Source organism: Psychrobacillus sp. PGGUH221 (genome assembly GCF_042055255.1).
In the GTDB taxonomy this organism is placed as follows: Bacteria; Bacillota; Bacilli; order Bacillales_A; family Planococcaceae; genus Psychrobacillus.
In genome coordinates this window covers 304,835-318,599 of the sequence record NZ_JAQMHQ010000001.1, presented here as the reverse complement: position 1 = coordinate 318,599, position 13,765 = coordinate 304,835, and the positions used below count along the sequence as shown (strand labels likewise).

Below are 13,765 nucleotides of genomic sequence, written 5' to 3'. Positions count from 1 at the left end.
TATGTGTAAAATTTCCGTTGTAATCCCAGCATTCAATGCAGAAGCTTATATTGAGGAATCTATAGAAAGCATATTGAAACAGACTGTTAAAGTAAATGAAATAATAGTTGTAGATGATGGTAGTATGGATAGAACTCGTGATATTGTAAAAAACATTCAAAACAAGCATCCAGAAGTTTTTTTGTATACACAAGAAAATGCAGGTGCCTCAGCGGCGAGGAATATAGGAATTTCAAAAGCAACTGGGAATTGGATATTACTTTTAGATGCAGATGATCAATGTGCTGAAACTTTAGTGAAAAACTATTTAGGAAAAATTCAAGATGATAATTATGTCGCAGTTTACACTGATTTTATTCAAATCAACGAAAGCTCCGGAATAATTTCGGGTGTCCTTGCAGGGCAAGAGTTGAACGGGAATGATGGTTTTTGTAAAATGTTGATTCGAAATCCGATAATATCACCTTCAGGAAGTTTGGTAAAAAAATCAGTCTTTGAAGAGATAAACGGATTTGATATTAAATTGAACTATGGTGAAGACGTAGATTTCTGGTTACAGTTATTGGACAATGGCTTTAATATAGGGCATATCGCGGAGCCACTTATTTATATAAGAAGACACAATTCTAATACTACTGCCAATATCCAGATAACCAATGTTGGTGAAAAAAATCTTCTTAACAAGTTTTCAATACCTACTATTAGAGAGAAAATATACAGTAGAGAATGTCCTTTAGAAGATAATCATCTTGATTTTGCTAATTTGTTAATTCGCAGTGATAAGTGGAAAGAAGCAGATAAGCTATTAAGGTCTATTCATATTGAATACAATAATGATCGATATATTAATTTTTTATTTCTCCAGTCGATTATTGCGATAAATTTTAAAGAATTTAAATTAGCCATGAAATTCAATGAAGAAATTTTAAAGAAAAAGCCACAACATGGGGCTGCCATGAATAATTTAGCAGTGTTATATAGTTTCGATAGGAATATGGAGTTAGCAAAGGAATTATTGAATAAGGCCTTACGACAAAATGCTAACTATTTAGATGCTCAACATAATTTGGCTATTCTATCGAATGAACAAGTTGAAAATAATAGATTAAAATTTACTTCACGTGAATTAAGAGAAACTCTTTTACATTATCAGTAAACTAACGTAATGACGTGTGCAGTAATTAAAGGAGTAGAGTTTATGAAACTAATATTACTATCAGGTGGCTCTGGAACTAGACTTTGGCCCTTATCCAATGATTCGCGGGCAAAACAATTTTTAAAGGTTCTTCTTAATCAAGAAACAGGGGAACTTGAATCCATGGTGCAGCGTGTTTATCGACAGCTTTCTGAGGTTGTAGCACCGGAAGATATGATTGTTACGACAAACAGAGCTCAAGTGGATATGCTACGTAGTCAATTAGGTAATATTCCAATTGTGGTAGAGCCAGAAAGGCGTGATACTTTTCCTGCTATTGCACTTGCATGTACCTATCTTTCATCATCATTAGGGGTGAAAGAAAACGAAATTGTTGGGGTTGTTTCGGTTGATGCTTTTGTTGATGCTGCCTTTTATCAAAAGGTGAAGGAGTTAGAAAAACTTGTTACTCTTACAAATGCTGAGATTGGGTTATTAGGGATAAAACCTACTTATCCTTCTTCAAAATATGGCTATTTAATACCAAAGCATCATGCAGAATATATGACAATAGAAAAGTTTGTAGAAAAGCCAAGTGAGGAAGCAGCGGAACAGCTTATACTAGAAGGTGCTTATTGGAACAGTGGCGTATTCGCATTTCCTTTGGGTCTAATTTTGAATAAATTATGTAAAAAGGGATTCGCTATAAAATATGAGGATTTATTAGATCAATTTTCAACATTGCCGAGAAATAGTTTTGATTATGAAATAGTAGAAAATTTAACTGAAATTACTGCATTAACATATGACAACTATTGGAAAGATCTCGGTACTTGGAATACATTAACGGAAGAGATGTCTCAACAGGTAATAGGAAACGGTGGTCTTAGTGATGATAGTATGAATACACATATTATCAATGAGCTTGAACTGCCTGTAAAAGTACTCGGTATTACTAATGCGGTCATTGCTGTAAGTGCGGATGGTATTCTAGTGACAGATAAGCCTGCGAGTTCCCGTATGAAGGACATGCTTCATGAAGGATTATTTTCAAGACCAATGTACGAAGAGCGTAGATGGGGTTGGTATCGAGTACTGGATGTAACAAAAAAAGAAGGGCGAGAAGTGTTAACAAAGCGTCTATGTGTACATACAGGAAAGAACTTAAGTTATCAATACCACTATCACCGAGAAGAAACGTGGACAATCATTTCCGGTCTGGCCATTTTTATTCAAGATGGTGTTCAGAAGCTAGTGCAGGCTGGTGATGTATTACAAATCCCACCTTTTTCAAAACATGCTATATATGCTGAAATCGAAACCGAATTTATAGAAGTTCAGATTGGTAGCCCACTTGTAGAAGAAGATATTGTACGTATTACGTTAGATTGGGACGAGACTCTAAGCAGTTACAATTAATAGTGATATTTGATTAATTGTCACCATTATTTTCAAAAAGACTTGAATAATATTAAAAGAGGAGTTGTAAAAATGAACACAGATAAATTAAAAGGTATTTTCGTAGAAGCATTAGAAATCACTGCTTCTCAGGTTACAAATGATTTAACATACAACTCAATTCCAGAATGGGATTCCATCGCCCATATGACTTTAATAGCAGAGATTGAAGATCAGTTTGATATTATGCTCGATACAGATGATGTATTAGATATGAGTTCTTTCGGAAAAGCTATCGAGATTTTATCGAAATACGATATTTCATTTGAATAAGGTGACGTGATGTTAAAGGATAAGGTTGTTTTAGTTACGGGCGCTAGTCGAGGCATTGGACAGGCCACAGCTGTATTGCTTGCTAAAGCGGGCGCACAGGTAATTATACATGGTCGTTCGAATGGAAATATTGAAGAAACAGAAGCAGCTGTTACCGGAGTTGGTTTAGCTCCATTTAAAGTGATCTATGATGTAACGGATGAAAGCGCGATGAAGCAAGCCACGATGGCTATTAAAAAGAAATTTGGTCGTTTAGACGGGCTTGTAAATAATGCCGGAGTCATGCAGGAAGGGTTACTTGGTATGGTGAAAACTGAAGTTATGCAAAGTATGTTTGATGTGAACGTAATGGCTGTTCTTCAACAAATGCAATTTGCTTCTCGGTTAATGATGAAAAATGAGACAAGCTCAATCGTTAATATTAGTTCCATTATTGGGCAAAAGGGTGCAAAAGGTAGTGCAGCTTATGCTGCGAGCAAGGCTGCAGTTGTTGGGTTAACTATGTCTGCAGCGAAAGAGTGGGCAGCTAAGGGCATTCGTGTGAATGCTGTGGCTCCTGGATTTATCGAAACTGACTTAACGTCACATTATAAAGGCGATCAGAAAGAAGCCGTTCTAAATAACATAAAAATGCACCGATTCGGTCACGCAGAAGAAGTGGCAAATGTGATATTATTTTTATTATCAGATATGTCGTCTTATGTAACAGGACAAGTAATTGGAGTAGACGGAGGCATGGTGATTTAACCATGTCTTTTTTTATAGAAAGGAGCGAGTAACTTGCGCTTTTGGGAATTGGAAGAAACTAATGCTGTCGCAATCAGTACAGTTGATGGAATATATACGTATCAACAATTGTATCAAAAAGTCAATCACATATGCCTTCATTCAACAAAAAAAGAACTAGTGTTATTACTCTGTGAAAATACAATTGAAATAATAGCAGCTTATTTAGCAGCTTTGCAATCAAATCACGCAGTCATGTTGGTGAGTGCAGATGCGAATAAAGAATTGCTCGAAAATATTGTGAAACAGTATCAACCAAAATGGATTATTGGAAACATTTCATTTGAAGGTTATCGAAAAAGTGAGTTATTTGCAATGCGTGAATCAGATATAGAAATCTCTATTCATCCAGATTTAGCAGTATTACTTAGTACTTCCGGAACAACAGGTAGTCAAAAGTTCGTGCGTTTGTCTTATGAGAATATCCAGTCGAATGCAGAATCTATTTCAGAATATTTGAAGTTAGATGCTGATGAACGGGCTGTGATGAATTTGCCATTATCATATTCATACGGGCTATCGATTGTAAACAGTCATTTACAAGTAGGGGCTACGGTTTTATTGACAGATGAGAGCATCATGGCAAAATCTTTTTGGGATTTTGTGAAGAAACATCAGGCTACTTCAATTGCAGGTGTTCCTTTTACTTATCAAATGCTGCAGAGAATTGGTTTTATGAAGATGGATTTACCTTATTTAAAAACGATGACTCAAGCAGGTGGTCGTTTAAGTGAGAAGCTAGTCCGTACGTTTGGTGAATATGCACATGCAAATGATAAGCGTTTTTATGTGATGTACGGGCAGACAGAAGCGTCACCTCGCATGTCCTATATTCCGCCAGAGAATATACTTGAGAAGGCAGGTTCCATTGGGATTACTATTCCGGGGGGCGAGCTATCGATTGCTGACGAGACTGGCGAGCTTATTTATAAAGGTGCTAACGTTATGATGGGGTATGCAGAATGCATGGAAGATTTAGCAAAAGGCGATGAATGCGGGAATGTGCTATATACAGGTGATACTGCGGAAGTGGATGGAGATGGCTATTTTACCATCACCGGGCGTATGAAGCGTTTCATAAAACTATTTGGTCTTCGTATTAATCTAGATGATGTGGAGAAAAAGCTGGAGGCACATTTTCAAGTTGCACTTGCGTGCACAGGAAATGATGACAAACTCATTGTAGCTGTTGAGTCATATGAACACGTTGAATCAATAAAGACGAGTATTGAAGAACTTTATAAGTTGCATAAGTCGGCATTTAAAATTGTTGTTATAGAAGCTATTCCACGTTTTACAAATGGAAAAACGGATTATCGTTCATTAAAGGAGGCTGTACTATGAGCTATCCATATGATTTAGAAAAGTTTGAAAAGGAAAAGAAACTATTATCTACCTTAAATGAGCTGACAGCATTTCATTTAGAACATAGTGCTGAATACTGTGCAATGATAAAAAAAAGTGGAGCGGTAACTAAAGCTATAAATTTAGAGGATGTTCCATATTTACCTGTTCAGCTGTTTAAGCTAATGGATTTAGTGTCAGTACCTAAGGAAGAAGTTGTGAAGGTATTAACTTCTAGCGGTACGACAGGTCAGCAAGTGTCAAAAATTTATTTAGATAAGGAGACATCAATTCATCAAACGAAATCATTAGTTGAAATAATGAAGCCTATATTAGGTGGTAAGCGTTTACCGATGATTATTTTAGATACAAAATCTGTGTTAAAAGATCGCAAGTCGTTTAGTGCTCGTGGAGCAGGCATTTTAGGGTTTTCCAATTTTGGGCGTAAGCATTTTTATGCACTCAATGATGATATGAGCTTGGATTTGGAAGGGTTACATACGTATTTAGAGGAATATAAAGGACAAACGATTTTACTATTTGGTTTTACGTTTATGATTTGGGAGTTTGTTTATAAAATGGCTGTTTCAAGTGGGTTACAACTAGATTTTGGTGATAGTATATTAATCCATGGTGGTGGATGGAAGAAATTAAAGGATGAAGCGGTTGATTCAATCACGTTTAATCGATTGCTTAAAGAACAGCTTGGTATTGGGCGTGTACATAATTACTACGGAATGGTAGAACAAGTTGGTTCCATCTTTGTGGAGTGTGCTGAAGGACATCTACATTCTCCAAATTATGCAGATGTGCTCATACGTGATCCAATAACATTTGAGCTGTTACCACATGGACAGCAAGGGTTAATCCAGGTGATGAGTGAATTGCCGAGAAGTTATCCGGGACATAGTCTGTTAACGGAAGACTTAGGAACGATTTTAGGAGAAGATGATTGTTCTTGTGGTTGGAATGGGAAATATTTTAGTGTAGCTGGGCGTATTCCAAAAGCGGAGCTTCGAGGATGCAGTGATACGTTTCAAGGAGGTGCAAAGTAATGAAGGTGTTTTGGCCAAAAAATCAATCATTTGAAGATGCGCTTGCACTGTTACAGGGTGTAAAGCCATTGGCACCATTTGATAAAGAAATTTTAACATTTACACAAGCTTTGTCGAAGCGTCTTGTGCGTATGCGTAATATGCCCGAAGTGGTAGCCTTAGGTTATTGGTTGCGAAGAGCAAATATTACGGAAATGAAATCAGCTTGGGAAACAGAAATCACGGATAAGGTTGTGAAATCTCGTGGTACTGTTTTTCATATTGCACCGTCTAATGTGGATACGATCTTTGTTTACTCTTGGATGCTGTCTTTACTTGCGGGAAATCGAAATGTCATTCGAGTTTCGAGTAAGGAGCAAGGTAATGATCTGCTGGAAGCAATTTTAGAGGAACTTGATAATTCAACATTTCAAAAAATCGCTAATCAGACGATAATATGTACATATGGCCATGAGGAAAATGCAACGGAAATATTGAGTGGATTATGCCATACTCGCGTAATTTGGGGCGGCGATGCAACGATTCAAAAAATCCGACAAACTTCACTTGCACCAATGGCAAATGAACTAGCATTTCCAGATAGATTTTCACTTGCAGCCCTTTCGGCTGAACAAGTAAATCAGTTAAGTGATGAAAAGTTGAATAAACTGCTTGAGCAATTTTACAATGATGTATTTTGGTTTGACCAAATGGCTTGTTCTTCCCCACGTCTTGTGAGTTGGATTGGAACGAATAAGGAAATTGATTTAGCTAAAATACGCTTTTGGTCTTTATTTGAGAAAAAAGTGCAAAGCAAGCAATATGAATTGATGGCAGCAACACAAGTATTGAAATATACTACAAGTTTATGGCTTGCGGCAGGGAACGAAGTAAGTAATATACGAAATGAGCAATATTTCTCGCGTATTCAATTAACAGATGTGCCGACGGAAGCGAGAGAACGTCATTGTGGCGGTGGACTATTTTTTGAGTACGATGTGGAGAGATTAGCAGATTTAGCAAAAATGATAATAGATAAGGATCAGACATTAGCGTATTTTGGTTTTAATCGTTCAGATTTACTGGTATTTATTGAAGGGATTGAAACACGAGGTATAGATCGCATTGTCCCAATTGGACAAGCATTAAATTTTGATGATGTATGGGACGGTCAAAGTTTCTTGAAGTCGTTTACGAGGGAAGTAGTGATTATTTAATATGAAATGGATTTCTGTTAAGGAAGAGCATTTACAGCGTATACTTGATTGGCGTACGAACGAACAAATCACACGTTTTATGTATACAGATATTGAATATAATCTTGAAAACCAAACAAAATGGTTAGAAGTGATTCGACAAGATGCAAATGGTCGATATTTTTTAATGGAATATAAAGATGAATTGATAGGGTTTATTTCCATTACGAATATCGATTGGAAACACAAACATGGTCATTGGAATTTTTATATTGGTGAGATGAAGTTTGCAATGCTTGCGGGTTTTCTTGGGCTATTTATGTATAATTACGCGTTTAATGAACTTGGTTTAGAAAAGCTAATAGGCGAAGTGATGGATATAAACGAAGGTGTTCGAAAGCTACATGTAAAACAAGGTGCACGTAAGGTTGGTGTTTATGAACATCATATCTTAAAAAATGATGTTTGGCATGATGTATATGTTTTTGAGATGACAAAAAAAAGCTGGCAGGATATTGGACAAAAGTATAAAAAATACGTGCCTCAAGTAGGTGATAGTGTATGAAAACAATCGTCATTATTCAAGCAAGAATGGGTTCAACACGTTTACCAGGTAAAATTTTAAAACAACTTGGCGATTCGGATGTACTGACATATGTAACTAGTCGCTGTAAAAAAATTAATAGTGTCCAAGAAGTAATAGTTGCAACATCTACATTAGCGCAGGATGATGCGATTGAAGACTGGTGCAAAAAGCATCATGTTACTTATTTCCGTGGATCTGAGGACGATGTGCTTTCTAGATATGTAGATTGTGCGAAGAAGTATGAACCAGATTATGTGATGCGCGTGACATCAGATTGTCCATTTGTAGACTATGAAATGGCTTCAGAAATGGTTTCTTTAATGGATAAAGAGCGTAAAGATATAGTAGTGTTAGACGGTGAATTACCACGTGGTTTAGCGGTAGAGTTAATCTCTTATGCATCACTGTTAAAAATAGAGGAAATAGGACATGAACCACGCCATCGTGAGCATGTGACGTACTATGCATATGAATTTGCGGAGCAGTTCGAAGCAATTACATACAAAGTGCCAGATAATCGCAAAGCACCTGAACTTCGTATTACGTTAGATACGGAAGAAGATTATGAGTTAATCAAAGCAGTTGCTAAGCAATTTAATAATCTGCTTATTTCGAGTGCAACTGTAATAGAGTATTTAAAAAATACGCCGGAAGTGGCGAGTTTAAATGCACATATTGAACAAAAGCCGGTGGTATAAAGATATGAAAAAGGTTGTTATTCGTACTGATGCATCTATTGAAATCGGGAGCGGGCACGTAATGCGTTGCCTAACGATAGCACATCAGTTGAAAAAGCATGACATTGACGTTTGCTTTATGATGCGAGAAGTTCCTGGTAATTTAATTGATTACGTTGTAACGCAGGGATTTAGTAATATTACATCTCTTGAGTCAGCTGATTTATATATAATCGACCATTATGGTATCGATGAAGTTTGGGAAAAAAAATTACAAGCATATACAAATAAAATAATGGTTATTGATGATTTAGCAAATCGTCCTCACAATTGTGATTTACTGCTTGATCAAAATGTAGTGCCACAATTTGAAACTCGTTATGAGGGACTTGTGCCAGTTCATTGTGTCCAGCTACTGGGTCCAAGTTACTTAATCATGCGTGATGAATTTATAAAATCACGTCAAAACATGCCTGATCGAACAGGAAAAGTAAAAAACTTACTCATTTTTATGGGCGGAACAGATCCGACGGATGAAACATTAAAAATTTTAAGCGCTCTCCAAGAGACGACAATGAACTTGGAGACAATTCATATCGTGGTTGGTAATGGAAACGTTCATAAAGAACATATTCAAGCAATTTGCGCTGAGCGGGGTTTTTACTATCATTGTCAAATCGATTATATGGCAGAATTAATGTTACAAGTCGATTTTTGTATTGGAGCAGGAGGCAGTACAACTTGGGAACGCTGTTATGTAGGGCTACCTTCTTCTAGTACTATTGTTGCTGATAATCAACGAATTGCAACGGAATATGCCGCCCGATTAGGTGCAGTTTGGAATATTGGCTGGCATGAAAATATTACAGTTGCGACTTATATTGAATTATTAAACAAACTTTCAGAAGATACTTCTTTCTTAAAACAAATGAGTGATAAAGGCTTACAGTTAACAGCGAGCAAGGGGCAGCCAAATCCATGGCTATATGAAATATTGGAGATGATAAAATGATACAAATTGGAAATAAAGAAATAGGTCGTCATACAAAGCCTTTCATTATTGCAGAAATGTCTGGAAATCATAATCAATCCTTAGAACGAGCTTTGCATTTAGTAGAGCTTGCCGCTGAAGCAGGTGTTGATGCATTGAAACTACAAACATACACGCCAGACACAATTACACTCGACGTACATACAGATGAATTTTTCATCTCTTCAGATACGAATTTATGGAAAGGACAGTCACTTTATAATCTATATAAAGAAGCATACACTCCCTGGGAATGGCATGAGGCGATTTTTAATCGAGCAAAAGAGCTTGGTTTATTGGCATTTAGTTCTCCATTCGATGAAACGGCGGTTGATTTTCTAGAAAAATTAGATGTGCCAGCATACAAAATTGCATCTTTTGAAAATGTAGATATTCCGCTTATAAAAAAAGTCGCACGAACAGGTAAGCCAATAATTATTTCGACAGGTATGGCTTCTGCTGCTGAAATTGATGAGGCGGTTCGTGCTGCTCGTAGTGAAGGAAATAACCAAATCGTTTTATTAAAATGTACAAGTACATACCCAGCTACACCTGCAAACTCCAATTTAGCAACTATTCCGCATATGCGCGATTTGTTCGCTACAGAAATTGGGTTGTCTGATCATACGATGGGTGTTGGTGTTTCTATAGCGGCTGTAACCCTCGGTGCATCAGTAATTGAAAAACATTTCACTACTTCTCGGGCAGAAGGCGGAGTAGATTCTACTTTTTCAATGGAACCTCATGAGCTAAAGATGCTTGTAGAGGAAACAGAGCGTGCTTGGCAGAGCTTAGGTCAAATACAATACGGACCAACTGAAGCGGAAAAGCCATCCCTTGAACATAGACGCTCGCTTTATATTGGTGAAGATATGAAGTCAGGAGAAGTGTTGACAACTGAAAATCTTCGTAATGTACGACCAGGTCTTGGATTATCGACAAAATATTACGATGTAGTACTTGGAAAAACAATAAAACAAGATGTGAAAAAGGGAACGCCTTTAAGTTGGGAGTTATTGTTGTGATTAATGTTAGTGAAATAGTATCTCTTTTTCAGTTAAAAAAAGGAGATATTGTCCTTGTTGCATCAGATATGATGAGTTTAGCCCTAAGAGCAAGGGAAACAAAAAGTAAATTTAATTTGAATGAGTGGATTGATAAACTTATTGAAGAAATAGGAGACGAGGGGACGCTTCTTTTTCCGACATATAATTGGGATTTTTCAAACGGACTTGGATTTGACTATAAAAATACTTTTTCTAAAACAGGCTCATTAAGTAAAACGGCACTGATGCGTAATGATTTTACTAGAACAAATCATCCAATTTACTCATTTGCAGTTTGGGGAAAAGATCAAGAAAAATTAAATTCGATGAATAATAGAAGTTCATTCGGAGAAGATTCTCCCTTTGGATATCTTCATAAAAATGGTGCCAAAATGATTATGATCAATGTAGATTACCAGAATTCTTTTACTTTTGTTCATTACGTCGAAGAGATGGAGCAGGTTGAATACCGTTTTTCTAAAGAATTTACAGGTCAGATTATCGATGTAAATGGTGTAGAGAGAATAGATACATACTCCATGTATGTAAGAGATATAGATAAAGGCGTTCAAACTCGTGTAAATCCAATAGGAGATCTTATAGAGAAACAAGGGGCAGCAATCTGTCATATTGAAGATAATGTCAGCTATCGGGTTATTGATTTGAAAAAAGCGTATGAAATTATTAGACAGGATATTCTGTATAATAATGCTGAAAAATTACATTTCAAAGAAACAAAGGGGTGAAATTATAATGGATTTGACTGAAGGTAATGATATGATTTCGTTAATGGAACGTCTTTTTCCAATTTGTCGTAGTATCTCTGGAAATGGGGTGCGGGAATCCTTTGAGATAATAAAAGAGCATATACCAGTTCAATTATATGAAGTACAGACAGGAACTAAAGTATTTGATTGGGAAGTACCAAAGGAATGGAACATCAAAGATGCCTACATTATGGATGAAAAAGGTAGAAAAATTGTTGATTTTAAAAAGCATAACTTACACGTTGTTGGCTATTCCACACCAATTGATAAGATATTGTCTTTAGACGAGCTGCAAAAACATTTGTACTCGATTGAGGAACAACCGAATGCGATTCCGTATATTACATCTTATTATAAAGAACGTTGGGGGTTTTGTATAAGCCATCATGAAAGAGAAAAACTAAAAGAAGGTAACTACCATGTTTTTATTGATAGTGAATTAAAAAATGGAAACTTAACATATGGGGAGTTTATTATCCCAGGTGAATCTGATAAAGAAGTATTCCTGTCTACTTATCTGTGTCATCCTTCTATGGCAAATAATGAACTATCAGGACCAGTATTGGCAGTATATTTAGCAAAATGGTTGATGAAAGAAAATCGAAAATATACATATAGAATTATATTCATTCCTGAAACAATTGGTTCAATTACATACTTAAGTAGAAATTTGGAAGAGATGAAAAAAAATGTAATAGCTGGATTTAATATTACCTGTGTAGGTGATGAGAGGGCTTATTCTTATTTACCTTCACGTCTAGGGAATACATTGGCTGACAGAGTTGCACTAAAAGTTTTAGAAAATACGCATCCTGATTTTGTGCGTTATTCTTTTCTGGAACGTGGAAGTGATGAAAGACAATATTGTAGTCCCGGTATTGACTTACCTGTAGCCAGTGTTATGCGCACTAAATATGGTCAATATCCGGAATATCATACGTCATTAGATAACTTAGATATTGTTACCGCAAAGGGTCTTCAGGGTTCATATGATGTATATAAAAGCTGTATTGAATTGATTGAATGTAATGCCTATTATCAAGTGAAGTGTTTAGGGGAGCCTCAACTAGGAAAACGTGGTCTTTATCCGACACTTAGTACAAAAGAATCTGGTCGATTGGTGCGGGATATGATGAACTTTATTGCCTATTCAGATGGTAATCATGATTTGATAGAAATTAGTAATATTATTGGGGTACCTGTAGCAAAGCTATACCCAATCATCCAACTGTTGGTTGATAACGATTTATTATTTAAAAGGAATGAAATATTATGAGCAAGCGCTCCTCATTTTTATCTTATGGTCGGCAAACGATTGATGAAGCGGATATTCAGTCCGTGATAGATACGTTATTATCTACTAACTTGACACAAGGTCCTAAAATAGAAGAGTTTGAAAATGATGTAGCTAAATATGTAGGCGCAAAATATGCGGTTGCATTTTCTAATGGTACAGCTGCATTACATGGTGCTTGTTATGCGGCAGGGATTGAAGTAGGTGATGAAGTTATCACCACACCGATTACATTTGCAGCGAGCGCAAATTGCGTAAGATATGTTGGAGGAACAGTTGTTTTTGCTGATATCGATCCCGTAACATACAATATTGATTTAAAAGAAATCGAGTCAAAAATAACTTCTAAAACAAAAGCTATTATCCCTGTAGATTTTACGGGACAACCTGTGGATTTGGATGGAATTATGGAGATATCTAAAGAGCATAAACTAGTTGTAATTGAAGATGGTGCGCATTCTCTAGGTGCAACTTATAAAGGCAAGAAAGTTGGTTCACAAGCAGATATGACCATGTTTAGTTTTCATCCTGTTAAACCAATCACAACAGGAGAAGGTGGAATGATCACTACAAACTCAGTAGCGTATTATGAAAAATTAAAACTCTTCCGCAGTCATGGTATTTCTAAAACTTCTTACTCTAGTGAACAAGGCGATTGGTATTATGAAATTACGGGTCTAGGTTTTAATTACCGGATGACTGACATTCAAGCAGCTTTAGGATTGTCTCAATTGAATAAAATAGATGTATTCATTGAAAGACGTCGGGAAATTGCAATAATGTATAATGAGCAATTAAATAATGTGCCGGGGATTAAAGTACCTAAACAATTGAATGAGACCGAATCGGGATGGCATTTATATTCAATTCAATTAGACCAAAATGTAATAAATAAACCGAGAAAAGAAATTTTTGAAGAAATGCGTGGATTAAATATTGGTGTGCATGTCCATTATATGCCTGTATACTGGCATCCTTATTATCAAGAGTTAGGATATAAAAGGGGAATTTGTCCAAAAGCAGAGTACTGGTATGAACAAGCATTGACACTTCCTCTATTTCCAGGAATGCAAGATGAGGATGTTATGGATGTAGTAAAAGCTCTAAAAATGACTCTAGGAATACAAATATAAAAACAC

General features: G+C 36.2%; 14 protein-coding genes. All 14 read left to right on the top strand.

The genetic code is table 11. From position 1 onward, the window contains the following. Position 1: 1 nt before the first annotated feature. The 14 genes from PGC35_RS01510 to pseC all read left to right on the top strand — a co-directional run bounded on the left by PGC35_RS01510 (position 2) and on the right by pseC (position 13,759). Entirely contained in the window at positions 2-1,156 is a 1,155-nt protein-coding gene (locus PGC35_RS01510; protein ID WP_375217901.1) for a glycosyltransferase, read from the top strand. Between the two features lie 42 nt (positions 1,157-1,198). Continuing rightward, on the top strand, positions 1,199-2,554 hold the full coding sequence (locus tag PGC35_RS01505; protein WP_375217900.1) for a sugar phosphate nucleotidyltransferase: 1,356 nt from the start codon (positions 1,199-1,201) through the stop codon (positions 2,552-2,554). A gap of 72 nt (positions 2,555-2,626) precedes the next feature. Then, entirely contained in the window at positions 2,627-2,866 is a 240-nt protein-coding gene (locus PGC35_RS01500; protein WP_375217899.1) for an acyl carrier protein, read from the top strand. 9 nt (positions 2,867-2,875) lie between these two features. Continuing rightward, positions 2,876-3,613: an SDR family NAD(P)-dependent oxidoreductase gene (locus tag PGC35_RS01495; RefSeq protein WP_375217898.1), complete on the top strand. Its 738-nt coding sequence runs from the start codon at positions 2,876-2,878 to the stop codon at positions 3,611-3,613. Positions 3,614-3,646: 33 nt separating this feature from the next. Further along, on the top strand, positions 3,647-4,996 hold the full coding sequence (locus PGC35_RS01490) for an AMP-binding protein (RefSeq protein ID WP_375217897.1): 1,350 nt from the start codon (positions 3,647-3,649) through the stop codon (positions 4,994-4,996). Next, positions 4,993-6,051, top strand: coding sequence for a LuxE/PaaK family acyltransferase (locus PGC35_RS01485; RefSeq protein ID WP_375217896.1), 1,059 nt, complete (start codon positions 4,993-4,995; stop codon positions 6,049-6,051). Before PGC35_RS01490 ends, PGC35_RS01485 begins: the two co-directional genes overlap by 4 nt. Next, positions 6,051-7,247, top strand: coding sequence for an acyl-CoA reductase (locus PGC35_RS01480; RefSeq protein WP_375217895.1), 1,197 nt, complete (start codon positions 6,051-6,053; stop codon positions 7,245-7,247). The genes PGC35_RS01485 and PGC35_RS01480 overlap by 1 nt, the downstream gene beginning before the upstream one ends. A 1-nt stretch (position 7,248) precedes the next feature. Next, entirely contained in the window at positions 7,249-7,791 is a 543-nt protein-coding gene (gene pseH, locus PGC35_RS01475; RefSeq protein WP_375217894.1) for a UDP-4-amino-4,6-dideoxy-N-acetyl-beta-L-altrosamine N-acetyltransferase, read from the top strand. After that, the gene (locus tag PGC35_RS01470) at positions 7,788-8,510 is read left to right on the top strand and encodes a cytidylyltransferase domain-containing protein (RefSeq protein ID WP_375217893.1); all 723 of its coding nucleotides are present in this window, start codon (positions 7,788-7,790) and stop codon (positions 8,508-8,510) included. Before pseH ends, PGC35_RS01470 begins: the two co-directional genes overlap by 4 nt. 4 nt (positions 8,511-8,514) lie before the next feature. After that, positions 8,515-9,501, top strand: coding sequence for a UDP-2,4-diacetamido-2,4,6-trideoxy-beta-L-altropyranose hydrolase (gene pseG / locus PGC35_RS01465; protein ID WP_375217892.1), 987 nt, complete (start codon positions 8,515-8,517; stop codon positions 9,499-9,501). Then, the gene (gene pseI, locus PGC35_RS01460; RefSeq protein WP_375217891.1) at positions 9,498-10,544 is read left to right on the top strand and encodes a pseudaminic acid synthase; all 1,047 of its coding nucleotides are present in this window, start codon (positions 9,498-9,500) and stop codon (positions 10,542-10,544) included. The genes pseG and pseI overlap by 4 nt, the downstream gene beginning before the upstream one ends. Continuing rightward, positions 10,541-11,311: an AAC(3) family N-acetyltransferase gene (locus PGC35_RS01455; RefSeq protein WP_375217890.1), complete on the top strand. Its 771-nt coding sequence runs from the start codon at positions 10,541-10,543 to the stop codon at positions 11,309-11,311. The genes pseI and PGC35_RS01455 overlap by 4 nt, the downstream gene beginning before the upstream one ends. 7 nt (positions 11,312-11,318) lie before the next feature. After that, a complete protein-coding gene (locus tag PGC35_RS01450; RefSeq protein ID WP_375217889.1) occupies positions 11,319-12,608 on the top strand; it encodes a DUF4910 domain-containing protein in 1,290 nt (429 codons plus the stop codon). Next, positions 12,605-13,759: a UDP-4-amino-4,6-dideoxy-N-acetyl-beta-L-altrosamine transaminase gene (gene pseC / locus PGC35_RS01445; RefSeq protein ID WP_375217888.1), complete on the top strand. Its 1,155-nt coding sequence runs from the start codon at positions 12,605-12,607 to the stop codon at positions 13,757-13,759. Before PGC35_RS01450 ends, pseC begins: the two co-directional genes overlap by 4 nt. The last annotated feature ends 6 nt before the right edge of the window (positions 13,760-13,765 follow it).